At 72.5% G+C, this 24,496-nt stretch carries 25 protein-coding genes and 1 pseudogene; 2 read left to right on the top strand and 24 right to left on the bottom strand.

The annotated features are described in order from the left end of the window. Nucleotides 1-258: 258 nt before the first annotated feature. From FK530_RS04375 to ftsH, 14 genes are all read right to left on the bottom strand, one after another. Nucleotides 259-603, bottom strand: coding sequence for a histone-like nucleoid-structuring protein Lsr2 (locus tag FK530_RS04375; protein ID WP_146485760.1), 345 nt, complete (start codon nt 601-603; stop codon nt 259-261). Nucleotides 604-789: 186 nt separating this feature from the next. Further along, a complete protein-coding gene (locus FK530_RS04370; protein ID WP_231706495.1) occupies nt 790-2,556 on the bottom strand; it encodes a lysine--tRNA ligase in 1,767 nt (588 codons plus the stop codon). 135 nt (nt 2,557-2,691) lie between these two features. Further along, nucleotides 2,692-3,066 (bottom strand): rhodanese-like domain-containing protein, encoded by a 375-nt coding sequence (locus tag FK530_RS04365; protein ID WP_146485759.1) that lies wholly within the window; start codon nt 3,064-3,066, stop codon nt 2,692-2,694. Between the two features lie 158 nt (nt 3,067-3,224). After that, complete coding sequence (locus FK530_RS04360; protein WP_146485758.1) at nt 3,225-4,058, bottom strand: type III pantothenate kinase; 834 nt, start codon at nt 4,056-4,058, stop codon at nt 3,225-3,227. Beyond that, the gene (gene panD, locus FK530_RS04355) at nt 4,058-4,465 is read right to left on the bottom strand and encodes an aspartate 1-decarboxylase (RefSeq protein ID WP_146485757.1); all 408 of its coding nucleotides are present in this window, start codon (nt 4,463-4,465) and stop codon (nt 4,058-4,060) included. Before panD ends, FK530_RS04360 begins: the two co-directional genes overlap by 1 nt. Further along, nucleotides 4,465-5,397: a pantoate--beta-alanine ligase gene (panC, locus tag FK530_RS04350; RefSeq protein WP_146485756.1), complete on the bottom strand. Its 933-nt coding sequence runs from the start codon at nt 5,395-5,397 to the stop codon at nt 4,465-4,467. The genes panD and panC overlap by 1 nt, the downstream gene beginning before the upstream one ends. Further along, nucleotides 5,394-6,356, bottom strand: coding sequence for a Rossmann-like and DUF2520 domain-containing protein (locus FK530_RS04345; RefSeq protein ID WP_146485755.1), 963 nt, complete (start codon nt 6,354-6,356; stop codon nt 5,394-5,396). The genes panC and FK530_RS04345 overlap by 4 nt, the downstream gene beginning before the upstream one ends. Before the next feature lie 111 nt (nt 6,357-6,467). Further along, entirely contained in the window at nt 6,468-7,655 is a 1,188-nt protein-coding gene (locus tag FK530_RS04340; protein ID WP_146485754.1) for a DUF6779 domain-containing protein, read from the bottom strand. A gap of 117 nt (nt 7,656-7,772) precedes the next feature. Beyond that, the gene (locus FK530_RS04335; protein ID WP_146485753.1) at nt 7,773-8,300 is read right to left on the bottom strand and encodes a DUF3180 domain-containing protein; all 528 of its coding nucleotides are present in this window, start codon (nt 8,298-8,300) and stop codon (nt 7,773-7,775) included. Next, nucleotides 8,297-8,791 carry a 2-amino-4-hydroxy-6-hydroxymethyldihydropteridine diphosphokinase gene (gene folK, locus FK530_RS04330; RefSeq protein ID WP_146485752.1) on the bottom strand — a complete coding sequence of 165 codons (495 nt, stop codon included), beginning with the start codon at nt 8,789-8,791 and terminating at the stop codon, nt 8,297-8,299. The genes FK530_RS04335 and folK overlap by 4 nt, the downstream gene beginning before the upstream one ends. Further along, nucleotides 8,788-9,168 carry a dihydroneopterin aldolase gene (folB, locus tag FK530_RS04325; protein ID WP_146485751.1) on the bottom strand — a complete coding sequence of 127 codons (381 nt, stop codon included), beginning with the start codon at nt 9,166-9,168 and terminating at the stop codon, nt 8,788-8,790. Before folB ends, folK begins: the two co-directional genes overlap by 4 nt. Further along, a complete protein-coding gene (folP, locus tag FK530_RS04320) occupies nt 9,168-9,977 on the bottom strand; it encodes a dihydropteroate synthase (protein WP_146486293.1) in 810 nt (269 codons plus the stop codon). Before folP ends, folB begins: the two co-directional genes overlap by 1 nt. A 35-nt stretch (nt 9,978-10,012) precedes the next feature. Continuing rightward, nucleotides 10,013-10,609 (bottom strand): GTP cyclohydrolase I FolE, encoded by a 597-nt coding sequence (folE, locus tag FK530_RS04315; RefSeq protein ID WP_146485750.1) that lies wholly within the window; start codon nt 10,607-10,609, stop codon nt 10,013-10,015. After that, nucleotides 10,609-13,053: an ATP-dependent zinc metalloprotease FtsH gene (ftsH, locus tag FK530_RS04310; protein WP_146485749.1), complete on the bottom strand. Its 2,445-nt coding sequence runs from the start codon at nt 13,051-13,053 to the stop codon at nt 10,609-10,611. The genes folE and ftsH overlap by 1 nt, the downstream gene beginning before the upstream one ends. A 159-nt stretch (nt 13,054-13,212) precedes the next feature. Between ftsH and FK530_RS04305 the strand changes: the two genes are divergently transcribed. Next, the gene (locus tag FK530_RS04305) at nt 13,213-13,755 is read left to right on the top strand and encodes a DUF2628 domain-containing protein (protein WP_146485748.1); all 543 of its coding nucleotides are present in this window, start codon (nt 13,213-13,215) and stop codon (nt 13,753-13,755) included. Nucleotides 13,756-13,793: 38 nt separating this feature from the next. On the opposite strand, the gene FK530_RS04300 is transcribed toward FK530_RS04305, so the two are convergent. From FK530_RS04300 to dacB, 5 genes are read right to left on the bottom strand one after another with little or no spacing between them, the layout of a single operon-like run. Next, the gene (locus FK530_RS04300; protein WP_146485747.1) at nt 13,794-15,104 is read right to left on the bottom strand and encodes an amidase; all 1,311 of its coding nucleotides are present in this window, start codon (nt 15,102-15,104) and stop codon (nt 13,794-13,796) included. Further along, nucleotides 15,101-15,667 carry a hypoxanthine phosphoribosyltransferase gene (gene hpt, locus FK530_RS04295; RefSeq protein WP_410468454.1) on the bottom strand — a complete coding sequence of 189 codons (567 nt, stop codon included), beginning with the start codon at nt 15,665-15,667 and terminating at the stop codon, nt 15,101-15,103. The genes FK530_RS04300 and hpt overlap by 4 nt, the downstream gene beginning before the upstream one ends. Beyond that, a complete protein-coding gene (gene tilS, locus FK530_RS04290; protein WP_191834159.1) occupies nt 15,664-16,620 on the bottom strand; it encodes a tRNA lysidine(34) synthetase TilS in 957 nt (318 codons plus the stop codon). The genes hpt and tilS overlap by 4 nt, the downstream gene beginning before the upstream one ends. Next, the gene (locus tag FK530_RS04285) at nt 16,599-17,630 is read right to left on the bottom strand and encodes a zinc-dependent metalloprotease (RefSeq protein ID WP_146485745.1); all 1,032 of its coding nucleotides are present in this window, start codon (nt 17,628-17,630) and stop codon (nt 16,599-16,601) included. The genes tilS and FK530_RS04285 overlap by 22 nt, the downstream gene beginning before the upstream one ends. A 5-nt stretch (nt 17,631-17,635) precedes the next feature. After that, on the bottom strand, nt 17,636-19,006 hold the full coding sequence (dacB, locus tag FK530_RS04280) for a D-alanyl-D-alanine carboxypeptidase/D-alanyl-D-alanine endopeptidase (RefSeq protein WP_146485744.1): 1,371 nt from the start codon (nt 19,004-19,006) through the stop codon (nt 17,636-17,638). 70 nt (nt 19,007-19,076) lie between these two features. Between dacB and FK530_RS04275 the strand changes: the two genes are divergently transcribed. Beyond that, nucleotides 19,077-19,580, top strand: coding sequence for an inorganic diphosphatase (locus FK530_RS04275; RefSeq protein ID WP_146485743.1), 504 nt, complete (start codon nt 19,077-19,079; stop codon nt 19,578-19,580). Between the two features lie 67 nt (nt 19,581-19,647). Here the strand turns inward: FK530_RS04275 and FK530_RS04270 are convergent, their stop codons facing one another. The 5 genes and pseudogenes from FK530_RS04270 to FK530_RS04255 form a co-directional block, all read right to left on the bottom strand. Next, nucleotides 19,648-20,322 carry a hypothetical protein gene (locus FK530_RS04270; protein ID WP_158645026.1) on the bottom strand — a complete coding sequence of 225 codons (675 nt, stop codon included), beginning with the start codon at nt 20,320-20,322 and terminating at the stop codon, nt 19,648-19,650. 34 nt (nt 20,323-20,356) lie between these two features. Next, entirely contained in the window at nt 20,357-21,475 is a 1,119-nt protein-coding gene (locus FK530_RS26565; protein WP_269434148.1) for a tRNA-ribosyltransferase family protein, read from the bottom strand. A gap of 285 nt (nt 21,476-21,760) precedes the next feature. Continuing rightward, nucleotides 21,761-23,422 (bottom strand): annotated as a pseudogene (locus FK530_RS26560) (MDR family MFS transporter); the annotation flags it as partial. Beyond that, on the bottom strand, nt 23,419-23,895 hold the full coding sequence (locus tag FK530_RS04260) for a MarR family winged helix-turn-helix transcriptional regulator (RefSeq protein WP_146485741.1): 477 nt from the start codon (nt 23,893-23,895) through the stop codon (nt 23,419-23,421). The gene FK530_RS04260 and the pseudogene FK530_RS26560, both read right to left, overlap by 4 nt. A 104-nt stretch (nt 23,896-23,999) precedes the next feature. Continuing rightward, on the bottom strand, nt 24,000-24,482 hold the full coding sequence (locus FK530_RS04255; RefSeq protein WP_146485740.1) for a YbaK/EbsC family protein: 483 nt from the start codon (nt 24,480-24,482) through the stop codon (nt 24,000-24,002). Nucleotides 24,483-24,496: the final 14 nt, after the last annotated feature.

Here is a 24,496-nt window from a genome sequence, read left to right as displayed (position 1 = left end):
GGGGACCGGCTCGCGCCGGACCCGCAGATAGCCGTCTGCAATCAACGTCTTCTCACTGTAGTTCGGAGCGGTCAGCGGTGGTGTCGGCAGTGCCCCGCAGTCGGGGCCCGCGGGCACCGTCGCCCTCCGTTCCGTTCCTGATACACCAGGTCAAACGCGCCCCCGGCGGGATTTGATCCCCGTTCCGCCGTGAGCGAAACGGCCCCGGATACGACCCCACCCCGGCGCATCGTGCGCCGGGGTGGGGTCGAGGAGCGGTCAGTTCGCCGCGTTGTACGCGTCGATCACGTCCTGGCTGATCCGGCCGCGGTCGTTGACCTTCATGCCGGACTTGCGGGCCCAGTCGCGGATCGCGGCGCTCTGCGAGCGGTCGATCGGCGTGCGACCGCGAGGGGCGGCGAGAGCGCGCGTGCCGCGCTTGCGACCGCCGGCCCGACGAGCGTTCGCGACCCATTCCTCGAGGGAGCCACGCAGCTTCGCAGCGTTCTTCGACGACAGGTCGATCTCGTACGTGACGCCGTCCAGGCCGAATTCCACGGTCTCGTCAGCGGTCTGCGTATCGTCCACGTCGTCGACCAGCGTAACGGTGACCTTGCGCGCCATAGTATTGGCCCCTTCTCGAAGTAAATGGTCCATTGCGTCGTTCGAAATCGAGTGTATACACACGAATGGCATTGATTCGATTCGAACGCGGCGGATCATTGTCGCGATCGGGTAACGGCGGGCGTCCGGATGCGACGCAATTCCGGCGAATCGCACGGTTGACGTGCAATTCCCCGCATCGCGCCTCTACTCCGGGCGCACCAGTGAACGCACGCGGTCCGCGCCGACGGCGAGCAGGAGAGTGGGCAACCGGGGCCCGGTATCACTGCCGACGAGCAAGCGGTAGAGCAGCACGAAGAATGCGCGCTGCGCCGCCGCCAGCTCCTTATCGCCCTTGACGATCTGATCCGCTCCCATACCGCGCTGCACCTTGGCGACGCCGTACACCTGATGCGTGATGCCGGCGAGTGACCAATCGTCCTCGAGGCGGCCGAGGCCGGACGGTGCCGGCACACCGGAGCCCTCCAGCAGCAACCGCAGGCCCTCCCGCTGCTCGTCCGTGAGGGACCGCAGGAGCTCGGTGTCCGGCTCGCTCCGGACGACGGTGCGCTCCTCCGCCGGCATCTGCTCGGCCACCCAGGCGGTGGCGCGATCGAGCCGCGGGCGCAGCGGTGACAGCTCCTCCAGCGGCCGGTCGGGCTCCAGCGCAGCGAGGATGCGGAGGGTCTGCTCGTCGTCGCCGGTGGTGATGTCGACCACCGAGGCCAGCGTCTTGTACGGCATCGGGCGCGGCGTCAGCGGGAGCTGCCGCACCTGCTGCGACGCCGTGTCCAGCACGGATGCGGCGCGCGCGTAGGCGGCGATGTCGCCGGGCTGCGCCTTGTCGCCGGCCGTCTTGCGGACCAGCGCGTCCCACTCGTCGTAGGTGCGGGGCAGTTCACCGTCCAGCGCCACGTCGAAGGACTGGTTCGGCTTCTTGCGACCGTAGAGCCAGCGCAGCAGCGGCGGCTCGAGGTAGCGCAGCGCGACCGCGGCCGTCGGCACGCCGCCCTTCGAGGACGACATCTTCGCCATCCCGCGGATGCCGACGAAGGCGTACATCGGGCCCAGCGGCCGCTTCCAGCCGAAGATCGGGGCCACGTCCTTGCCGACGGCGAACGAAGACCCCGGGGATTGGTGATCGACACCGGAGGGCTCGAAAGTGATCTTCTCGAATGCCCAGCGCATGGGCCAATCGACCTTCCACACGAGCTTTCCGTCGGTGTGCTCGCGCAGAACAACCGTTTCGGTATGACCGCAACGGCAAACGTAGGTGAGATCGGTCGATTCGTCGTCGTACGCCGTTACCGTGGTGAAATCGGTGCCGCACACGGAGCAGTAGGGCTTGTACGGGTAGTAACCGGAATCACCCGATCCATCCGCTTCCTCCGCCGCGCCCGAAGCCGCATCGGCCGCGTCCGCGTCCGTTTCTTCCGCATTTCCCTGCGTCGGCGCCGAATCGCCGCGATCGAGCGTCCGATAACGCTCCAGGATGGAATCGATGCGCCCCCGCTGCGCCATCGCGTGCAGCACCTGATCGATGTACGCACCACTGGTGTACATCTGCGTCTGGCTGATACCCCGGTACTCGACGCCGAGTTCTTCGAGCGCACTCTGCAATTCACGCCGGAAATGCTCGGCCCAGTTCTCGGCGTCCGAGCCGTGCGGCGCCGGCACGCGCGTCAGTGGTTTACCGATGTGCTGCGACCACGTCTCGTCCACGCCGGGCACGTTCGGCACCTTGCGGAACCGGTCGAAGTCGTCCCAGGAGATGATGTGCTCCACCTGCAGACCGCGGCGGCGCAGCTCGTCGGCCACGAGGTGGGGAACCATCACCTCGCGGAGATTGCCCAAGTGGATGGGGCCCGACGGCGAGATGCCGGACGCCACCTTCACCGGGGTCCCGTTCCGCTCGGCGAAGGCCACGGCCTCATCCGCGAGGCGGGAGACCCAGTCGTCCAGGGGTGCAGTCACGGGCGCAGCATTCACGGGTGGTGATCCTACCGCCCGGCTCCGATCGCTCCGGATCGGTGATGCGGGGGCCGGAACCACTCCGTCCATGATCGTCGTCGGCACCGGCACTACTGCGGGCTCGGCACTACGGGCGGTTCAGGCCTCGTGAGCGGCGAACTGCGCCAGCGCCCGCTCGTAGGCCTCGGACGAGCCCGCCCGGCCCGTGCCGGGCGCGATGCCCAGGGCGAGGGCGCGGAAACCGCCGTCGACCGACGACGCCTGCACGCCGCGGTCCCGGAGGCGGGTGGCGATCGCGGCGGCGGTGGCGCCGTTACCGCTGACCAGCAGCCACTGCGCGTCGGGGCCGGCCGCTGCGAGGCTGGTCGGGAGGCCGGGAACGAGCCTGGCGGCGACGGCGGCCGCATCGAGGGCGACGGCGCCGGGAAGGATGCCGTCGCGGTTGCGTTCGGACTGGTCCCGCACGTCGACGACGATCTGGCCTGCGGCGGGGGTGAAGTGCACGGGGTGCATCGAGGATCTCCAGGAGGGAGGCGGAGCGCCATGGGGCGCGTCCGGGCAGCGAAAGGGGGTCGGGTTCCTAGCGGACCCGACAACACTCCATGCAGCTGCGCACCTGGCTCATGACAGCGAAGCTAGCACCCCGCCGCCGCCGGCGGCAAGGGTTCGAATCACGAGTGACGCGAATCCCGTGCGCGCTTGTCCCGCTGCGCCCGGTTGGCGCACTCCCGCAGGTACACGGCCCGCAGCCCCTGCAGTGTGAGGTCGGCGCGACGGTCGGTCACGGTCGAGCACTCGGTGGCGATGCCCTCATCGAAGCCGCCCGTCGCGACCACCCGGGCCCCGGGCACCACGTCGAGCGCCCGGCCGACGAGCGCGTCCACCATGCCCGCGAAGCCGTAGATGATGCCCGACTGCAGCGCCTCGACGGTGTTCTTCCCGATCACCGACCGCGGCGCGACGAGCTCCACGCGGCGCAGCGCGACGGTCCGCTCGGCGAGCGCGTCCAGCGCGCTCCCCACGCCGGCGGCGATCGCGCCGCCGAGGAACTCGCCCTTGGCGCTCACCACGTCCACCCGCGTCGACGTGCCGAAATCGACGACGACGCAGGGCGCCCCGGCCGTGCGCCCGATCAGCTCGAAGGCGCCCGCCGCATTGGCGACACGGTCGGTGCCCACTTCGCGCGGATTGTCGACGAGCAGCGGCACCCCGGTCTTCACACCCGGCTCGAGGATCACGTGCTCGGCCGCCGGGTAGTAGCGGGGCATCACCGCGCGCAGCGAGCGCAACAGCTCCGGCACCGTCGACAGCACGCTGACGCCCGTGACCGCCGCGGGATCCACGCCCGCGCCCGTGAGGAAGCCGTTCAGGATGAGCGCCAGCTCGTCGGAGGTCATCCGCGGGTCGCTGCGCAGCCGCCAGGTGCCGAGCAGGTCCTCGCCCTCCGCGGACGCGAACAACCCCACCGTGACCGAGGTGTTGCCGGCGTCGATCGCCAGCAGCACTAGACGCGCCCCGTGACCAGGCCGTAGCCGTCCGGCACGTGCGCCGCATCGGCGGTGAGCTCGACCGGCCGGTTGTCGGCGTCCACGAAGACGACGCTCGGCGCGTAGGTCTTCAGCTCCTGCTCGTCCAGCTGGCCGTAGGCGATGAGGATGACGATGTCGCCCGGGTTCACCAGATGCGCGGCGGCGCCGTTGATCCCGATGACGCCGCTCCCCCGCTCGCCGGCGATGGTGTAGGTCTCCAGTCGCGCGCCGTTGGTCACGTCGACGATGGCGACCTGCTCGCCCTCCAGGAGGTTCGCGGCGTCCAGCAGGTCGGCGTCGACGGTGACCGAGCCGACGTAGTGCAGGTTCGCCTCGGTGACGGTGGCGCGGTGGATCTTGCTGGTCATCATGGTGCGCAGCATTACTGGGCCTCCACTCCGTCGACGAGGCCCGCTCGCTCCGCTCCCGGCTCCTCGAGGAATCCGGTGCCGATGGCGATGCCCACGTTGTCGAGCAGACGGGTGTCGCCGAGCTTGGCGGCCACCAGCAACCGGCCGTCGCCCTTCTCCGGCGCGACGCCCAGGTCGGGGGCACGCAGCTCCAGGTACTGCACCTGGATGCCCGGGCGGGAGGCGAGGACGTCGTTCGCGGCGGCGAGGATCGCGGCCTCGCCGCCCTGCGCGGCGTACGCGCCGGCCAGCAGCGCCGCCGACAATGCGGTCGCGGCCTCCCGCTCCTCCTCCGACAGGTACACGTTGCGCGAGCTCATCGCGAGGCCGTCGGGCTCGCGGACCGTCGGGACACCGACGATCTTGACGTCCATGTTCAGATCGGTGACCATCTGCCGCACCAGCACGAGCTGCTGGTAGTCCTTCTCGCCGAAGTAGGCCGTGTGCGGGCGGACGATGTTGAGCAGCTTGTTCACCACGGTCAGCATGCCCGCGAAGTGCGTCGGCCGGCTGTCGGCCTCGAGGCCCAGGCCCGCGGGGCCGGGCTGGATCGTCGTGCGCGGGCCGTTGGGGTACATGTCCGCGGCCGACGGCGCGAAGACCAGCTCGACCCCCGCGGCACGGAGCTTCTCGACGTCCGCGTCCAGGGTGCGCGGGTAGGCGTCCAGATCCTCGTTCGCGCCGAACTGCAGCGGGTTGACGAAGATCGACACCACGACGACGGCGCCGTTCAGCTTGGCGGCGTGCACCAGCTCCAAGTGGCCCGCGTGGAGCGCGCCCATGGTGGGCACGAAGGCGATCTGCCGTCCCGTCGACTTCAGGGCCGTGGTGACCTTGGTCAGCTGCGCCGGGTCGTGGTGCACCGTCAGTTGGCCGGGGGTGTACGGGCGGGTGGGTGCGCTCATCGGTTGTCCTTCTCGAGGGCTGGGTCGATCATGGCTGAGGTTCCGGACTGGGCGGCCGCGCGCCGGGACTGGGCGCGGTAGGCGTCGGTGATGGCCGGGTCGACGGTGTCGATCGCGGCCAGGTGACGGGTCACCGCCGCCGTGTCGCCGCGGGCGGCGGGGCCGGTGAGGGCCGACGGTCCGCGGGCGAGGGCGTTCTCGAGGGCGGCCCGGGCCAGGGGCGCGAGCACCCGCTCGGCCAGCGATTCGGCGGAGCCGCCGCCCAGGAACTCGGGATCGTCGAGCCCCGCCCCGGCGGCCAACGCCGCGCGCAGGGCGACCACGGCGTCGTCGACGAGGGCGACCAGGTGGTTCGCGCCGTGCGCGAGCGCCGCGTGGTACAGCGGCCGGGCGGATTCGGGTACCCGCACGGGCTCGGCGCCGATCTCCAGCGCGAGGGCCTGGCCGACGGCGTGGCCGATCTCGTCGGCGGCGGTGATGCCGACGCAGCAGTCGGCGAGCCGGGCGGTGTCGTCGGGATCGTCGACGAAGGTCATGGCGGGGTGGAAGGCGATGGTGGTGCAGCCGAGCCGGGCGAGCGGCGCGAGCACGCCCACACCGAGCGCGCCGGAGGTGTGCAGCACGATCGCCGACGGGTTCACGCGGGCGGCGAGCGCATGGACCAGGGTGGGGAGTTCCGTGTCCGGCACGGCCAGGAGCAGCAGCTCCGCCTTCTCGGCGACGACCGCGGGGGCGTCGACGCGCGCCTCGGGCAGGCGGTGCGCCGCTCGGTTGCGGGAGCGGTCCGACGGTGCGGACGCCGCGGTGACGATGTGGCCGGCCCGTTCGAAGGCGGCGCCGAGGGCGGTGCCGACGCGGCCGGCGGAGATCACGCCCACGGACAGTCGCGCGGGGGTGGGGGGATTGGGGATGCCCGCCAGCTGATCCACAGCATCAGGCGAGTCCGCGAACTCGGGCATGGGCGTACGCCTCCCAGGGGGTCGTTCCAGTCCCGCGTCGCGGGTACCAGACGGTCACCGAAAGGCTATGCCCGTGCTGGTCGCGCGGGCAACGACGTGTGAGCTAGATCATCACTCCGGCTTGCGGCGACGGCCGCCGCCGGAGCGCTCGGTGTCGGCGTTCATCCGGGCGATGAGATCGGCGACGGTGCTGCCCGAGGTGTGCTGCCCGGCGTGCCCGGTCTCGACCTGCTGCTCCTGCCGATCCTCCGGCGCCTGCTGCGGCGGGGTCCGCTGCTGGTCCTGCGCCCACGGCCGGCCCTGCGGCCCCTGGCCCTGGTGCTGGGCCTGATGCCCGGCACCCGGGTACCGGGCTCCCTGGGAGTCGGCGGCGGGCGCCTGCGGGCCCTGGTACTGCGGGGCCTGCGGGGGTGCGGATTGGAACGGGGAGTACGGCGCACCCGCCGCGGGCGCGCTGGGCGGGGCGTCCGGCGTGTACGGGCGCGGCGGCAGCGGCGAGCGGTATCCGGACTGCGGCGCGAGCGGCACGAAGGGCTCGTCGTCCCCCTCGACGTGGTCGACGTGCTCCACGTCGACGGGGGGCTGCGCATCGGCCTCGGTCGCGGTGGCGGCCGGCGCCGAGGGTGCGGCCGGGGGCTCGTCGGTCACGACGTGGAAGACCGTGGTCGGCGACTCCTCCTGCGGGCGGTCGGCGCCCGACGGGCCCGAGGGCACCGACGGACCGGCCGGGCCGGGCGCGGCGGGGACGTCGGTCACCGTCGCCTCGTCGATCGGCTCGCCCGCGACCGACGCCGCGCCGTAGTAGTCGTCGACGGCGGCATCGGGCTCGGGAACGCCGGCGAAGTCCTGCTGCGCGCGGAACCGGTCGTCGTCCTCGAAGACGGACTTGGCGCGCTGCGCGTCCAGCGCGCGCTGCTCCGCGGCGGCGTAGAGCTCGGTGTACGACGGGCCCAGGTCGCGGCCGAGCAACTCCTCGAGGTTCGCGCGCAGTGCGAGCACCTCCGCCTTGAGGGCGGTCAGCTCCTCGTTCGACTCCTCCTTGAGCTCGGCGCGCACGTCGCGCTCGACCTGCAGCTCGTACTCGCGGCGCGCGCTGATCTCCCGCTCGAGCTGCAGCCCGTAGACGGTCTTGAGGCCGCTCTCCTTCGACTCGGCGGCGCGCAGGTCGCGCGAGTAGCGCGCGATGAGGAAGGCGGCGATCACGAGCCCCCACACCAGCAGGATCAGCGAGACCAGCCCCCACCGGCGGTCCTCCGAGAACACCCACATGCCGGTCCCGAGGACCGATAGCAGGATCACCGCACCGAGCATCCACTGACCCGCCCCCGAGGAACGTCGCGGGACACGCTTTCGTGAACTCGGGATCGGTGGTTGCGTCATATCCGCGACCTTACCTTTTACCTGAGGTCTGGTTCCTCAGGCTGGCGATGTGTCGGCGGGCTGGTCGTCGGGATCGTCGGGGGTGCGGCAGCACCGCTCCAGCCACAGCGCGGCGGCCAGGAGCAGCATCGCCCCGGCGGCCCCGATCCAGGCGCCCGGCCGGTCGGCGTGGGTCGCGGTCAGGCTCGCGCCCTCGGTGAGGAGGAAGACGAGCATGCCGCCGAAGAAGCCCAGGGCGACGGCACCCAGATACGCGGACGCCTTGGCGAGCGCCACGGCGCGGGCGACGGCGATCGGGTGGATCCGCCCCGGCCCCCAGCCGACGTCGCCCCGGGCCAGCCGCGAGCGCACGAGCTGCGCGATGTACAGGTCCGCCGCGGCGACGCCGTAGAGCAGCGCCCCCGCCCACACGGGGACCACCGGCACCACGTTGCGCACCAGCAGGTAGGAGCCGAGCCCGACGCCCAGCACGATCACCACCAGCTCGATCCAGCCGGTGGCGCGCACGGTCGGGCCGCCCGGCTCCTCAGGCTCCCGGTTCGGGTCGTTCGACGGTCCGCTCACAGGCGCGTCACCTCCGCGGTCTCGTCGGCGGGCAGGGCCCGCAGTAGGTCGGCGACGGCGCCGCGCCCCGGCAGCTCCGCAGCGGGGTCGGCGTCGAGCCAGGGGACGAGCACGAAGGCCCGCTGGTGCGCGCGGGGATGCGGCAGCGTCAGTTCGGGATCGTCGGAGAACACGGGTCCGCCGGCGTCGTCCTCCCACACGGCGATCACGTCGACGTCGAGCGTGCGGGGGCCCCAGCGGACCTCGCGGACGCGCTGCGCCTGCGCCTCCCGCTCCCGGGCGAACGCCAGCCAGCCCGCGGCGTCGCGCGCCGGATCGTCCACCAGGACGGTGGCGTTGACGAAGTCGTCCTGCTCGACCCCGCCCCAGGGCGGGGTGCGGTACAGCGCCGAGGCGCGGACCAGCGCGGGACCGAGGGCGTCGATCGCGGCGCGGACGGCGAGGTCCGCCGCGCCGAGGTTGGCGCCGAGGGACAGGACCGCGCGGCTCACTGCACGCTCCGGGCGCCGGACCGCGAGCGCCGCGCGATGACGGCCACGTCGGCGAACGTCAGCGGGATGGGCGCGGACGGCTTGTGCACCGTGACCTCCACGGCGTACACCTTCTCGTCGGCGGCGATCTCGTCGGCGATCTCCGCGGCGACGGTCTCGATGAGGTTGCGCGGCTCCCCCGCGACGATGTCGTGGGCGCGCTGCGCGAGGGCCCCGTAGTCGACGGTGTCGTTCAGGTCGTCGGAGGCCGCCGCGGGCCGCGAGTCGACCCAGAGCACGAGATCGACGACGAACTCCTGCCCGTCGCGGCGCTCGTGGTCGAAGACGCCGTGGTTCCCACGCACCCGCAGGCCCGTGAGTTCGATCCGGTCCGCCATCAGGCACCGCCCTTCCGCCAGGCCTCGGTCACGGCGATGGCGTCCGCCGTCGACCGCACGTCGTGCACGCGCACGCCCCACACCCCGGCCTGCGCCGCGAGCGCCGAGACCGCCGCGGTCGCCACCTCGCGGCCCGCGGGTTCGCGGCCGCCGAGGAGTTCGCCGAGGAAGCGCTTGCGCGAGGCTCCGACAAGGATCCGGAAGCCGGTGTCCTGCAGGACGGGAAGCCCGCGCAGCAGCTCCCAGTTGTGGTCCGCGTTCTTGGCGAAGCCGAGGCCGGGGTCCAGCACGATCCGCTCCGGGGCGACGCCCGCGGCGATCGCCGCGTCCGCCTGGTGGAGCAGTTCGTCGCGCACCTCCGCGACGACGTCGTCGTACTCGGTGATCTCGTGGTGGATGCCGGCCCACACCGGGCCCGGCGCTCCCGGCGACGGCCGCCAGTGCATGAGGATCCACGGTGCGTCCGAGTCGGCCACCACCCGGGTCATGTCGGGGTCGGCACGGCCGCCCGAGACGTCGTTGACGATCCTGGCGCCCGCGTCCAGCGCGGCGGCGGCCACCGAGGCCCGCATGGTGTCCACGGAGACGGCGACGCCCTCGGCCGCGAGCGCGGAGACCACCGGCACCACGCGGTCGCGCTCCAGTTCGGCGGGCACGCGGTGCGCGCCCGGCCGGGTCGACTCCCCGCCGACGTCCACGATCGCGGCACCGTCGGCCACGAGATCGCGCGCCCGCGCGACGGCGGCCGCGGGGTCGAGGTAGCGGCCACCGTCGGAGAAGGAGTCGGCGGTGACGTTCACGACGCCCATGATGAGGGTCGTGCCGTCCGTCCCGGGGCTGGTGGTCACCGGCGCAGAATCAGTTCGAGCGCCTCGGCGCGCGAGGTCGCACTGTCCTTGAAGGCGCCCCGCACCGCGGAGGTGGTGGTGCTCGCGCCCGGCTTGCGGATGCCGCGCATCGCCATGCACAGGTGCTCGGCCTCGATCACCACGATCACACCGCGGGGATCGAGCTTGCGGACCAGCGCGTCGGCGATCTGCGCGGTGAGCCGCTCCTGCACCTGCGGCCGCTTGGCGTACAGGTCCACGACGCGGGCCAACTTGCTCAGACCCGTGACCCGGCCGCTCTCGCCGGGCAGGTAGCCCACGTGCGCGACCCCGTGGAAGGAGACCAGGTGGTGCTCGCAGGTGGAATACATCGGGATGTCCTTGACCAGCACCAGCTCGTCGTGGTCCTCGCCGAAGGTGGTGTCCAGCACCGTGTCCGGGTCCGTGTGCAGCCCGCCGAAGACCTCCTGGAAGGCCCGCGCGACCCGCTCGGGGGTTTTCTTCAGACCCTCGCGGTCCGGGTCCTCGCCGACGGCGATCAGCAGCTCGCGGACCGCGGCGACGGCGCGCTCGTGATCGAACGGGGCCACCGCGGCCCCGCGATGGTCGCCCATCAGCTCTCGCTCGATCGGTCCGGGCCGGACTGCTCCCCGCCCTGCTGACCGGTCTCGCCCTGGCCCTGGGGCTGCTGGCCCTGCGGGGGCCACCCGGGCGCCGACCAGCCGGCGGGCGCACCGTAATCGGGACGGCTCCCCTGCGGAGGCTGCTGCCCGTGCTGGCCCTGCGGCTGGCCGTAGGTGCCCGGTGCCGGGTACTGGGGGCCGGGGTAGTTCGGCTGGCCGCCCCACTGGTAGCCGGGCTGGCCGTAGGTCGGCTGGCCCTGCTGGCCGTAGGTCGGCTGGCCCTGCCCCTGCTGGCCGTACGCCGGCTGGGGCTGCCCCTGCTGGCCGTAGCCCGGCGCGGGCCAGGGTTGTCCGGCCGGCGCGGGCGCGCCCCACTGGCCGGGGTGGCCGTTCTGCGCGGACTGGGCGCCGGCGAGGGCAGCTGCCTTCTCCTGCTCCTGCTTGCGGCGCTCGGCCTCCTCATCGACCGGCGGCCAGGGCTCGCCGTTCTCGATCGCGATCTCCTTGGGGGTCTTGATCGGGGGCTTGGTCGACGGGATGCGGGTGCCGAAGTCGTCGAACTGCGTGATCCGCGGGCGCTTCTCCACGGACTCGAAGATCCGCTCGAGGTCCTTGCGGACCAGCGTCTCCTTCTCCAGCAGCTCGCCGGCGAGCACGTCGAGCACGTCGCGGTACTCGTTGAGGATCGCCCACGCCTCGGTGTGCGCGGCCTCGATGAGCGAGCGCACCTCCTCGTCGATCTGCGCGGCCACGGCGTCGGAGTACTGCACGCCGCCGCCCATGCCGCGGCCCAGGAACGGGTCGCCCTCGTCCTGTCCGTACTTCACGGCGCCGAGTCGCGCGCTCATGCCGTACTCGGTGACCATGGCGCGGGCGATCTTCGTGGCCTGATCGATGTCGCTCGACGCGCCCGTGGTGGGCGAGGCGAAGACCAGTTCCTCGGCGGCGCGTCCGCCCATCGCGAAGATCAGTCGGCCGATCATCTCGTTACGGGTGTACATGCCCTTGTCGTTCTCGGGCACGGCGAGCGCGTGGCCGCCGGTGCGGCCGCGCGCGAGCACCGTCACCTTGTAGACGGGGTCGAGGCCCTCCGTCGCCCACGCGGCCAGGGTGTGACCGCCCTCGTGGTACGCGGTCACCTTCTTCTCGTGTTCCGAGATGATCCGGTTCTTGCGGCGCGGGCCGCCGACGACGCGGTCCACGGCCTCTTCGAGAGTCGGGGCGGTGATGACGGAGCCGTTCTCGCGGGCCGTCAGCAGGGCGGCCTCGTTGATCACGTTGGCGAGGTCGGCGCCGGACATGCCAGGGGTCCGCTTGGCGAGGCCGTCGAGGTCGGCATCGGGCGCGAGGGGCTTGCCCTGCGCGTGCACGTTGAGGATCGCCCGGCGGCCGGCCATGTCCGGGTTGGACACGGGGATCTGCCGGTCGAAGCGGCCCGGGCGCAGCAGCGCCGGGTCGAGGATGTCGGGCCGGTTGGTGGCCGCGATCAGGATGATGCCCTGGCGGTCACCGAAGCCGTCCATCTCGACGAGCAGCTGGTTGAGGGTCTGCTCGCGCTCGTCGTGGCCGCCGCCGAGGCCGGCGCCGCGCTGGCGGCCGACCGCGTCGATCTCGTCGACGAAGATGATGCAGGGGCTGTTCTCCTTGGCCTGCTCGAACAGGTCGCGCACCCGGGAGGCGCCGACGCCGACGAACATCTCGACGAAGTCGGAGCCGGAGATGGTGAAGAACGGCACACCGGCCTCGCCCGCGACGGCGCGCGCGAGCAGCGTCTTACCGGTGCCGGGCGGGCCGTACAGCAGCACGCCCTTGGGGATCTTCGCGCCGAGGGCCTGGTAGCGGGCCGGGTTCTGCAGGAAGTCCTTGATCTCGTACAGCTCCTCGACCGCCTCGTCCGCGCCGGCGACGTCCGCGAAGGTGGTCTTGGGCATGTCCTTGGTGAGCTGCTTGGCCTTGCTCTTGCCGAAGCCCATGACGCCCCCGCGACCGCCGCCCTGCATGCGGTTCATGAGGAAGAAGAACAGGCCGACGAGCAGCAGGATCGGGAGCAGCGTGAACAGCAGCATCGAGATCCACGGCGATTCCTGTGTCACGTTCGTGGTATACGTGACCGGCTTGCCGTCGGGGTTCTGCGCGTCCTGGACGAGTCCGAGGATGTCGCGGGAGGTGCCGGCGGGGTACTTCGCGTAGACCTTGGTCCCGCCGTCGGTGCCGTTCTCGCCCTCGACGGGCTTCGCGAGCGTCACGCGCAGCGTCTGCTCGCGGTCATCGATCTGGACATCGGTGACGTTCTTGGCCTCGAGCTGCGCCACGACCAGCGAGGTGGACTCGGGCTTGTAGTCGCGGTTGCTGCCGCCGACCATGGTGAACGCCCACACGAGCAGGACGAATCCGGCGATGATCGCCAGCGTGCGGATAAGTGATTTCCGTTTCATATGGCTTCGCCTCGCGGCTCGTCAGTCCTTCTTCTTCCGGCGCGCGGCGGGCCGCGCAGGGTCGACTTCCCAGGTTACCGTGCAGCGCCGCAGCCGAACCGGTCGCGTGGGTGCGCCCTGAGCGAACACCGTCCGTTTCGCGAAGTTTATGCTGCTCCGATGACCGAGAACGGCGTCCCGCCCCAGTACCCGACCGATCCGCGGCACCCGTACGGCGCGCAGCCGTACTCGCAGCCCGCGTTCGGGCCGGACCCGTACGCGGCGCAGCAGCCCTACCCCGGCCCGGCGCCCGCCGCCGTCGACGTGCCGGAACGGTGGCGCAGCCGGTTCGAGTTCTTCGGCCGCTACGGGCAGCCGGCGTCCTCGCCCGAGGCGACGGCCGCGTTCAAGCAGCTCTCCTTCGGGGAGCGCTTCCGGCTGGGCTTCAACGGTCCGGCCTTCTTCTTCGGCCCGATCTACTTCGCGATCAAGGGGCCCTGGCGGAAGGGGCTGAGCCTGTTCGGCATCGCCGTCGCGATCGTCGTCGTCCTCTCCCTGGTCGAGACCGCCCTGAACTTCACGTTCCCGCCGGTCTCGTACGGCATCGTGACCGGACTCCTCTACCAGAGCGTCGCGAACTGGGCGTACTTCCTGCACGTCACGCGCGGCAGCACCAGCTGGAACCCGTTCGAGGGCGTGCCGATGCTGCGCAACCGCGGCTGACGCGCGGAGTCCGCATCGCGCCGGCCGCGACGCGCTCCTCAGACCTCGATCTTCGCCGCGAGAGCGAGCAGGTCCGCCTCGCCCCCGGGCCGGGCGATCAACTGCACGCCCTCACCCAGGAAGGGCACGGTCATCGCCGGCCAGCCGACCAGGTTCCACAGACTGGGGTAGGGAGCGTACGCGAGGCTCGGGATCGCGCTGGCGGCCCAGGGCAGTTCGGCGTACGGCCGGGCCGGCGCGGGCCTGCGGGCCAGCACGGGCGTCACCAGTACGTCGACGTCCTCGGCGGCGAAGAACCGCTCCAGGGCCGATTCGATCCGCGCGGCGTCGGCGGGCCGGACGAGGCCGCGGCGCTCGACCGCGCGGCCGATCGCCGCGTGTCGACGGGTCCGGGCCTGCAGCAGGCGCGGATTCGCCCCGCGCGCGACGATGTCGTCGGCGTCGGTCGCGGCGGCGGCCGCCCATCGGGCCAGCAGGGGCAGCGGCGACGCGGGGTAGGGCACCGACACCTCGCGCACCGCGTGGCCGCGCTCGGCGAGCCGGTCGGCGGCGCCCCGCACGGCGCGGCGGATGCCGCGGGAGGTGAACGTGACCGCGGTCGGGCGGTTGAGTCCGAGCCCCACGCGGAGCCCGGCACCGTCGCCGACGACGGCGAGCTCCGGCCGCCCGGCGAGGACCGACAGGCCGAGGGCGGCGTCCTCGACGGTCCGCGTCATCGGACCGTTCTCGGACATGCCGAACCAGTTCGTGGGCCCGAGCTGTGCCGGCACGACGCCGCGGCCGGGCTTGATCGCGACGATCCCGGTGCACGCCGCGGGGCCGCGCAGCGAGCCGAGCCCGTCGTTGCCGTGCGCGAGCGCGACGTGGCCCGCGGCCACCACGGCGGCGCTGCCGCCCGAGCTGCCGCCGGCCGTGCGGCCCGGCCGGTGCGGATTGCCCACGACCTCGCGGGCGTCGTCCGTCATGGCCCACAGGCAGAGCTCGGGGACACGGGTCAGCCCAAGAACCACGGCGCCGGCGGCGCGCAGCCGCTTCACGACGGGATGGTCGGCCTGCTCGACGGGCAGGCCCGCGCCGCAGGCCTCGGAGACCCCGTCCCACGTCCGGTGACCGGAGACGGCGACGTTGTCCTTGATCGCGATGGGCACACCGGCCAGCGGCAGCGAGTAGCGGTCGGGCCGGGCGTCGACGGCCGCGGCCTCGGCGAGCGCCTGCTCGGCGCGCAGGACCCGCCAGCCGTGGACGGCGTCGTCACCGATGCGGGTGAGCGCCTCGCGGGCGGCGTCGACGGCGGTGAGCCGTCCCGATCGCACCCGCTCCGCGGTTGCCGCAGCGGTGAGCAGCGTCATTCGCTGTAGACCTTGGGTTCCAGCACGCCGATGTACGGCAGGTCGCGGTAGCGCTCGGCGTAGTCGAGGCCGTAGCCCACGACGAACTCGTTGGGGATGTCGAAGCCGACCCACTTCACGTCGACCTCCACGCGCACCGCGTCGGGCTTGCGCAGCAGCGTGACCACCTCGAGCGAGTTGGGCTGCCGCGTCGCGAGGTTGCGCAGCAGCCAGCTCAGGGTGAGGCCGGAGTCGATGATGTCCTCGACGATGAGCACGTCACGGCCCGCGATGTCGCGATCGAGGTCCTTGAGGATCCGCACCACGCCGGAGCTCGACGTCGACGAGCCGTAGCTGGAGACGGCCATGAACTCGAGCTGGGTGGGCACGGGCAGCGCCCGGGCCAGGTCGGTCACGAACATGACCGCGCCCTTGAGGACGGTGATGAGGAGGAGATCGGTCTCCCGCTCGCCGTATTCCTGCGCGATCTGCGCCGCGAGCTCCGCGGTCCGCTGCTTGATCTGCTCCTCCGAGAGGACCACCGAGGCGATGTCTCCCGCGTACAACTCACCAGTGCCGTTCACCACGCTCTCAGAATGCCACCTGTCCGATGCACCTGCAGCCGCCGCCCCGCACTTCCACCCGGGATCGCCGTCGGGCCCTGGCCGCGCCAGTCGGTGACGAACGCGTCCACGGCCGCGAGATGGGTCCCCGTCAGCGCCCGCGCGCCGCGGGCGGCGAGCCAGCTGCGCAACGCCCGGATCCGCAGGGCGGCAGGAAGTCCCGCGAGCTCTTCGACCGCCAGCTCCGGGCCCGACGGGGCGGGGGCGAGCCCGTCGAGCGCATCGTTGTCGGCGCGCAGCGACGCCGCGGTGCGGGCCAACGCCTCGGCCACTCCCCCGCCCAGGACGTCTTCGAGGAGCGGCAGCACCTCGGTGCGCACCCGCACGCGGGTGTACCGCGGGTCGAGGTTGTGCGGGTCCTCCCACGGGGTCAGGCCGAGCTCCGCGCAGGCGGCACGGGTGTCGGCGCGGCGCACGCCCAGCAGCGGCCGTCCGTAGGGCGGGGCCCAGGCCGCCATCCCGGCGAGCGAACGCGCGCCGCTGCCCCGGCCGAGACCCAGGAGCACCGTCTCGGCCTGGTCGTCGAGGGTGTGCCCCAGGAGCACCGGGGCGCCGTCGCGAGCCGCGTCCAGGGCCGCGTACCGGGCGGTGCGGGCGGCGGCTTCGGGGCCGCCGGCGTCGTCGACCACGACACCGAGGACCTCGGCCCGGCGCGCACCGAGCCGACGGGCGGTCGCCGCGGCGCGCTCGGCCACGGCGGCCGAGCCCTCCTGCAACCCGTGGTCGATGACGAGGGCGCGCACATCGAGGCCCTCGGCGAGCGCCCCGGTGAGCAGTGCAAGGGAGTCGGCTCCGCCGGACAGGGCGACGGCCACCGCCGGGACCGGACCGTGGGCGTCGAGCCAGGCACGGACGGCGTGCCGCACGCGCAGCGCCGCCGGCCCGGGGCGGTTCACAGCACCCGGGCGATCCATCGCTGCGGCTCGTCGAGTTCCTCGGGCAGGGGCAGCGTCTCGGGCCCGGTCCACACGCGGTTGAACCGTTCCATGCCGACCTCGGCCACCACGGCGTCCACGAACTTCTTGCCCCGCACGTACTGCGCGATCTTCGCGTCCATGCCCATCACGGCGCGCAGGAGCCGCTGGAACGGATTCGACGGTGCCGCGCGCCGCCGGTCGAAGGCGGCGCGGATGGACGCGACGGTGGGGATCACCGCGGGTCCGGCGGCGTCCATGACGTGATCGGCGTGGCCCTCGAGCAGGGTGCCGAGCATCAGGAGACGCTCGACCGCCGCGAACTGCTCCGGCGCGGCGGCGACCTCGAGGACGCCGATGATGCCACTGTGCCGTGCACCGCCGGACAGGGCGCGCTGGGTCCGGGCGAGGAGGTCGCCCACGGAACCGGCGCCGCTGGCGCCCGCGAGCGCGGCGACGTTGTCCCGCATGTAGTCCCGCAGCCACGGGTTGGCGGCGAACTGCACGCGGTGCGTCACCTCGTGCAAGCACACCCACATGCGGAAGTCCTCGGGCCGCAGCCGCAGCGCCCGCTCGACCGCGAGCACGTTGGGTACTACGAGCAGCAGCTCGCCGCCCTCGACGCCGAAGGGATCGTACTGGCCCAGTACGGATCCGGAGACCATGCCGAGCATGGCGCCGGCCTGCACGCCCGCGAGGCGGGCGCCGAGGCCGGGGTGCGGGGCGTCGTCGGGTTCGACCAGCGCCTCCATGGACCGGGCCGCGGCCGAGACCCATGCCCGCCGATCCACGGTGCGGGCGGGCGGCACGGTCCCGGGGGTGACGAGGCCGGTGACGCCCCGGACGTGCTCCTCCGCGGCGACGGCGTCCTCGAGCAGTTCGGCGGCGGCGCGCTCGCGCGTGTAGGCGGTGGTCGCGGGACCGTCGCCGAGGAGCCTGGCGACACGACGGCCGGAGGCGGCGGCGACCGCCCAGTCCACCTGCGCGCGTACCGACTTCGGCTCGTCCATGGCGATCAGCGGCACCCGCAGCCGCGGAGCGCGGCGGTCACGGCGTCCATGGCGGGCCGGGCCACGTCGACCGGCGTGCCGGAGGACATGAGAGTGAAGGTCAGCACGGCGCCGTCGCGACCGGGGACGTACCCGGCGAGCGTGGAGACCCCCGACAGGCTCCCGGTCTTGGCACGCACGTACCCCGCGCCGGGCCGGTTGACGGTGACGTACCGGTCGGCGAGGGTGCCGGTGGCGGCGGCGACGGGCAGGAGGTCGAGCAGGGGACGCAGTTGCGGCTTGCCGGCCCCGGCGGCCCCGGTGACGATGCCGTCGAGCACCGCCGCGGGGATCCGGTTGGCGCTGGACAGGCCGCTGGTGTCGGAGAGCTCCACCCCGGTGAGGTCGAAGCCGGCGTTCCGGAGCGCGGCGACGACGGCGCGGGCGGCACCGTCGAAGGAGGCGGGCTGATTCGTCGCGAGCGCGACCTCGCGGCCGATGGACTCGGCGAGAACGTTGTCCGAGTGCACCAGGGCGTCGTGCAGGCGAGTGACCAGCGGCGCGCTGCGGACGGCGGCGAGCTGCGCGGCGCCCTGCGGCGCGGCACCCTCCGCCACGGCGGACGGCGGCAGGCCGAGCGCGGTGGCGAGCGCGCGGCCGGCGGTCAGCGCGGGGTCGGTGACGCGCGGCGAGTAGTCGTCGGCGGGCCGGACGCGACCGGAGTCGGCGATGAGGGACTGGAGCGGGGTGATGTCGCCGCCGGCGATGTCGGCGCGCTCCCAGCCGCGGGCGAAGTCGGTGCCGGTGAACAGTGAGGTGTCGACCGTGATCCGGGTGATCGGCGTCCCGGCGCGGCGGAGCTGCGCGGCGAGGTCGGCGATCTTCGGCGCGTCGGTGAACAGGGACGGCCCGCCCGCGCGGAGCGTGGGATCACCGGCGCCGACGAGGACCGCCTCTCCGGGAGCGGCACCCGCGACCACGGTCGTGGTGATCCGCTTGTCGGCCGGCAGCGTCAGCAGCGCGGCGGCCGCCGTGAGCACCTTGGTGGTCGACGCGGGCGTGCGGGGACGCGCGGCGTCGCGCTGCCACAGCACCTGGCCCGTGCCGGCGTCGGCGATGACGCCGGTGAAGTCGCCCAGGTCGGGATTGCGCAGCGCCGCATCGATCTGGCTCGTGATCCCGGCCGCGCTCGGGGCGACGGAGCCGGAGACCTGTGCGATCGCGGGGGTGTAGGCGACCTCGGCGGGGCGGGGCGGCACCTTGTCCGCGAGATCCTGCCGATCGCGGTAGGCGCCGTACCCGAGCGCCGCCGCGACGGTGCCGACGACGACCAGCGCCAGCACGATCACGGTGATCGCGAGGCGTAGGAGAGTCCGTCGGATCCGCGAGCGTCGCACCGTACCACCCTAACGGCAACCCGACCCGGGTATCCTCGGCGTGCATGGTTGACGCGAGCGAAGGGAAACAATGAGCGTCGAATTCGAGGTCACCGTCGAGATCGCCAAGGGCTCGCGGAACAAGTACGAGGTGGATCACAAGACCGGCCGCCTCAAGCTGGACCGCTACCTGTACACGTCGTTCGGTTACCCCACCGACTACGGCTACATCGAGGACACCCTGGGCGAGGACGGCGATCCGCTGGACGCGCTCGTGCTGCTGCAGGAGTCGGTGATCCCCGGGTCGCTGGTCGACTGCCGCGCCATCGGCATGTTCAAGATGGAGGACGAGAAGGGCGGCGACGACAAGGTGCTCGTCGTACCCGCGGGCGATCCCCGCTGGGACTCGGTCCAGGACATCGGCGACATCGACAAGTTCGAGCTGGACGCCATCGAGCACTTCTTCGTCCACTACAAGGACCTCGAGCCCGGCAAGTTCGTCAAGGGCTCGTCGTGGGTCGGCAAGCAGGAGGCCGAGGAGGAGATCGCCCGCTCGGTCGCCCGCGCCGAGACGGCCGGTTCCGACGCGCACTGACGCTCTGAGACACCCGAAGCGGCGGCGAGGATTCCTCGCCGCCGCTTTCGTGTGTTCGGGGCCGGGGTCAGAGCTTCCCGGCGACGCGCCGGAGGATCTCCTCGAAGCCGGCCTGGTCGATCTTCCCATCCGCGCCCGGGTTGGCGGTGACCATCGCGACCACGCCGCCCTTACTGAAGTAGGCGGTGCGGGCGGCGGCGGACTGCTCCCCGATCTTGCGGGTCATCTCGAGGACGAAGCCCGTGCCGCCGAGGTCGCCCGGGAGGTCCTTGCGCACGGCGGTCTGGGTAAGCGAGTCGCCGTACTTCACGGTCGCGCACTCCCCGGTGCCGGCTGCCTCGAAGACCTCGAGGCGCGCGGAGCCCGGCAGGAGCGTGATGCCATAGACGGCGGCGTCGCCCTTCGCGAGGCTCTGCTGGACGCCGAACTTGATGGTCTCCGCCACCTCCTGCTGCGCGGCGACGTTCTTGTCCTTGCAGCCCGCGGGCGTGATCTCGGCGGCCTGCACCTGGCCCACCGAGTTCAGCGCGCCCTTGAAGGCGTCGTCGGGCGGGACCGTGGTCAGCGTCAGCCCGGCGGGCAGGTCCGCCTGCACGAGGGCCTTGGTGGGCACGTCGACGTCCGGGGCGGAGGACGACGGGGCGGCCTCGTCTCCGCCCCCGCCGCACGCGGCGAGGAGCAGGCCCGACGCGGCGATCGCCGCGAGGATGCCGAGGGAACGGGTCGGGTCACTGCGGCGCAACGGCTTTCTCCTGCCGATCGGGTACCGGATCGGGCTAGACCTTACCGAACCTCCGCAGGAACGCCGCCGTGAAGCCCGGGTAACCGCCGTTCCGGATCGCCCGCCGCGCGGCGGCGGCCAGCGACACGAAGAAGTGCTCGTTGTGCAGGGTGCACAGCGTCACGGCGAGCCCCTCGTTCGCGGCGAAAAGGTGGTGCACGTAGGCGCGGGTGAAGGCGTCGGCCCGGTTGGTGCCGCCGGGGCGCCCCTCGGCGGGGTCGAGCGGACGGAAGTCCGTGCGCAGGGCGGGATCGGTGACGTCGAGCACGCCGGTGGACGTGTAGACCCGGCCCTCGGCACCGGCCCGCGCGGGCTCGACGCCGTCGAGCAGGTCGACCCCCGCCTCGATCGCGGCCAACAGGTCGGCCGGGCCGGTGATGTCGCCGAGGTAGCGCGGGCGGTCCGGCTCGAGCTCGCCGAGGGCGGCGCGCAGCAGCGCGGTCCCCTGGGCGGGCGCGGTGACGCCCTCGATCCGGTATCCGCCGAAGCCCAGTCCCCCGGCTCGGCGATCCTCGTCGGCGAGCCTGCGCAGCGCGCGGGCCGCGGACCGTCGCCGCTCGGGGTCGGCGCCGCCGGTCACCGCGGCCCACAGCGAGAGGGTGTCGTGCCGGTCGGCGGTCTGCCAGGCGTGCTCGGCGAGTGCCCGGCGCGCCCAGCGCTCCGTCCGAACGGGATCGTCGGCGTCGGCGAGGGCGAAGGCGATGTCGAAGCCCATCCGGTGCGCGAGGCGCACCGTCTCCTCGGGGTCCCACCGGTGCGGCGAGCCGTCGAGCCGGCCGCGGAAGGCGATGCCCTCGTCGGTGATCCGCGTCTTGCGCTGTTCCGCGACGGCGGCCGTGCCGGTGTCGGCGATCGTGGGCGCGTTCCAGGCCATCGCGGCGCCGATGCCGCCGGCACCCTCGATGACGTCGGCGCCGGGCTGCAGGTAGAGCTCATGCAGGTCGACGGTCAGCGCGACGGCGCCGAGCCCGGTCAATTCCCGCGGCGTGAGGCCCGCGATCGCGCCGCGGCTCGCGACGGGGATGTAGGCGGGCGTCTCGATCTCGCCGCGCGGCAGCACCATCCGGCCCGCGCGCGCCCCGTCCGGCCCGGTGGCCTCGACGGCGAAGCGCACGGGATCGGTGGTCCCCGAGGCGCGCAGCCGGGTGTTGCCGGCGATCGCCCGGTAGCCGGTGCGCAGCTCCGCGAGTTCCGCCGCGAGCGAGGCGTTCTGCGCGCGCAGTTCGTCGATCTCCGAGCGGGAGGCCGCGGCCTGTTCGGGCGTGGGCGGCGGCGCGGGAACGGGGCCGGTGGGCGGTTCGGTCACGGTCTCCTCCGTCGCTGCTGTGCCCGCCACCGATTCCGCGGCGGCGGTGATCTCCGCGGCCTCGATGCTGTCAGGCGTCGCGGCGGCGCCGGACTCCGGGGTGGTCGCCTCGATGGCCGGTGCGGTGCGCAGGGGCACCGCCTTCCAGAACAGTACGAGGACCAGGCCGATCGCGGCCAGCACGGTGACGGCGAGGAAGACGACGTCCATCGAGTCCGCGAACCCGGCCTTGAGCGGGTGGACCAAGGTGTCGGGGAGCTTCTGCAGCGCGGAGGTGTCGGACATGACGTCGCTGACGGCGCTCGAGTCGCCGTGGACGAGCTTGGCGGCGAAGTCCTGCGCGGCCGGACCGTCGTGGCCGGCGGCGGCGCGCTGCACCGCGGCGGTGTACTCGGGGTCCGCGGCGGCGTCGGACATGCGCGTGCTCATCTTGTTCGGCATCTGGGAGAAGAGCACGGAGAGGAAGACCGCGACGCCGAGGGTGCCGCCGATCTGCCGGAAGAACGTCGCGGCGGCGGTGGAGACACCCATGTCGCGCGGCGGCAGGATGTTCTGCAGTGCCAGGGTGAGCGGCTGCATCAGGTTGCCGAGGCCGAAGCCGATCACGGCCGCCCCTGCCATGACCCAGCCGATCTCGACGTCGGCGCTGATGTAGTGCATGCCGAACATGCCCGCCGTGAGCAGCACCGCGCCGATGATCGGGAAGATCCGATAGCGCCCCGTCCGCGAGATCATCTGGCCCGCGAGGATGGAGCCGAGCATGAGGCCCGCGACCATGGGCAGCATGAGGAAGCCCGCCTTGGTCGGGCTGGCGCCGCGGACCACCTGGAAGTACTGGGGCAGCAGCGAGATGCCGCCGAACATGGCGGCGCCCACGACCATCGAGATGAGCACGCCCTGCGCGAAGATGACGTTCTTGAAGATGCGCAGCGGGATGATCGCGTCCTCGCCCATGAGCTTCTCGATGCCGACGAAGGCCAGCACACCGGCCGCGCCGATGGCGTAGCAGGCGATCGCCCTGGTCGAGCCCCAGCCCCACTCCTGCCCCTGCTCGGCGACGATGAGCAGCGGCACGAGGCCGACGGACAGCGCGACGGCCCCGAACCAGTCGATGCGCACGCCCTCGCGGCGCGTGTGCGGGAGGCGCAGCACGCGGTAGACGACGGCCAGGGCGACGATGCCGATCGGCACGTTCACCAGGAAGACCCAGCGCCAGCCGGAGATGCCGAGGATGTTGTCGGCGCCGGAGAACAGGCCGCCGAGCACCGGGCCCAGCACCGAGCTGGTGCCGAACACGGCGAGGAAGTAGCCCTGGTACTTGGCGCGCTCCCGGGGCGGCACGATGTCGCCGATGATCGTGAGCGCCAGCGACATCAGGCCACCGGCACCCAGGCCCTGCACCGCGCGGAAGGCCGCCAGCTCGTACATCGAGGTGGCCGTGCTGCACAGCAGCGAGCCGATCACGAAGACCGTGATGGCGAACATGAAGAAGGGCTTGCGGCCGTAGATGTCCGACAGCTTGCCGTAGAGCGGGGTGACGATCGTCGAGGTGATGAGGTACGCGGTCGTGACCCAGGCCTGCAGCTTGTAGCCGTTGAGGTCGTCCGCGATGGTCCGGATCGCGGTCGAGACGATGGTCTGGTCGAGCGCGGCGAGGAACATGCCGGTCATCAGGCCCGACAGGATGTAGAGGATCTGCTTGTGCGACAGACCCGCGCCCGCGGTCTCCTCCTGTGGCGCCGTCGCGGCGGTCACTCGCCTTCCCGCATCAGCTTCAGGGCCTGCTCGAACTGCACCAGCGCCCGGTTCCCGAGGGTGACGAACTGGTCGATCTCCTCGTCGGTCCATTCCTCCATGAGCGGCCGGAGTTTCTCGTTGCGCTGCTTGCGGATGAAGTCGACCTTCGCGGTGCCGGCCTCCGTGGCCGAGACGAGGGCCGCGCGGCGGTCCGAGGGATCCGCCGTCCGCTCCGCGTAGCCGAGATTGGTCAGGGTGGTGACGTACCGGCTCGCGGTGGAGGGGTCCGTGTGGATCTGATCGGCGAGGACGGACGAGCGCATCGGCCCGCCCTTCACCAGTGCGAACAGCGCGGTGTACGCCGCGAGCTCGACGCCGTCGGGCGCGACCGCGTGCCGCGTCATCACCGCGTGGCGTTCCTTGAGCCGGGTGAGTTCGGCGATCACGCCGACGATCCCCTCGATCCGGTCCGCCCGTTCCTCGTCCGTCATCACGCCTCCGCAGGTCCCGTCCGCTCACGTCGCCGTGTTCGGACATGCAAAACTACGTGCAGCCTACAACTATTAGGAGAACTAGTCGACTCGGGCGAACCGGCCTATGCCGCCGATGTCAGGACGATTCTGGCACCCGTGAGGGCGACGAGCGCGGCGAAGTCGGTGCGGAAGATCGTGTCGTGCGTGCCCGCCGCGGCGTACAGGTCCGGAAAACCGGCGAGCGACTCGTCGATCACGGTCACCAGCGGTTGCGGGTGCCCTACGGGCGAGACGCCGCCGATGACCTGCCCGGTCGCCGCGGCGACGTCCTCGGGCCGCGCGCGGGTGATCGCGCCGTACCCCAGTCGCTCCGCGAGGCCTGCCGTGTCCACCCGGTGCCGCCCGCTCGAGAGCACGAGCAGGGGCGCACCGTCGGCCAGGAAGACGAGGCTGTTGGCGATCGCGCCCACCTCGCAGCCCAGTGCCGCGGCAGCCTCCGCGGCGGTCCTGGCGCCGTCCGGCACATGGCGGACGGTGTCGGGATGCCCCGCGGCGGCCAGTGCCGCCCGGACGGTCTCGGTACGGGTGGAGAACTGCTCGGTCACGGCGACCAGTATGC

Origin of the sequence: Tsukamurella conjunctivitidis, from assembly GCF_007858475.1 — a bacterium.
Classification (GTDB): Bacteria; Actinomycetota; Actinomycetes; order Mycobacteriales; family Mycobacteriaceae; genus Tsukamurella; species Tsukamurella conjunctivitidis.
The sequence above is the reverse complement of the archived record's forward strand: the minus strand, read 5'-3'. Positions and strand labels throughout refer to the sequence as shown.

Coding starts and splice junctions, on each gene's coding strand:
- FK530_RS04375 (WP_146485760.1), bottom strand. CDS start 603: ATGGCGCGCAAGGTCACCGTTACGCTGGTCGACGACGTGGACGATACG.
- FK530_RS04365 (WP_146485759.1), bottom strand. CDS start 3,066: ATGCACCCCGTGCACTTCACCCCCGCCGCAGGCCAGATCGTCGTCGAC.
- panD (WP_146485757.1), bottom strand. CDS start 4,465: ATGCTGCGCACCATGATGACCAGCAAGATCCACCGCGCCACCGTCACC.
- panC (WP_146485756.1), bottom strand. CDS start 5,397: ATGAGCGCACCCACCCGCCCGTACACCCCCGGCCAACTGACGGTGCAC.
- FK530_RS04345 (WP_146485755.1), bottom strand. CDS start 6,356: ATGCCCGAGTTCGCGGACTCGCCTGATGCTGTGGATCAGCTGGCGGGC.
- folB (WP_146485751.1), bottom strand. CDS start 9,168: ATGGCGGACCGGATCGAACTCACGGGCCTGCGGGTGCGTGGGAACCAC.
- folP (WP_146486293.1), bottom strand. CDS start 9,977: ATGGGCGTCGTGAACGTCACCGCCGACTCCTTCTCCGACGGTGGCCGC.
- folE (WP_146485750.1), bottom strand. CDS start 10,609: ATGGGCGACCATCGCGGGGCCGCGGTGGCCCCGTTCGATCACGAGCGC.
- ftsH (WP_146485749.1), bottom strand. CDS start 13,053: ATGAAACGGAAATCACTTATCCGCACGCTGGCGATCATCGCCGGATTC.
- FK530_RS04305 (WP_146485748.1), top strand. CDS start 13,213: ATGACCGAGAACGGCGTCCCGCCCCAGTACCCGACCGATCCGCGGCAC.
- FK530_RS04300 (WP_146485747.1), bottom strand. CDS start 15,104: ATGACGCTGCTCACCGCTGCGGCAACCGCGGAGCGGGTGCGATCGGGA.
- tilS (WP_191834159.1), bottom strand. CDS start 16,620: ATGGATCGCCCGGGTGCTGTGAACCGCCCCGGGCCGGCGGCGCTGCGC.
- FK530_RS04285 (WP_146485745.1), bottom strand. CDS start 17,630: ATGGACGAGCCGAAGTCGGTACGCGCGCAGGTGGACTGGGCGGTCGCC.
- FK530_RS04275 (WP_146485743.1), top strand. CDS start 19,077: ATGAGCGTCGAATTCGAGGTCACCGTCGAGATCGCCAAGGGCTCGCGG.
- FK530_RS04260 (WP_146485741.1), bottom strand. CDS start 23,895: ATGACGGACGAGGAACGGGCGGACCGGATCGAGGGGATCGTCGGCGTG.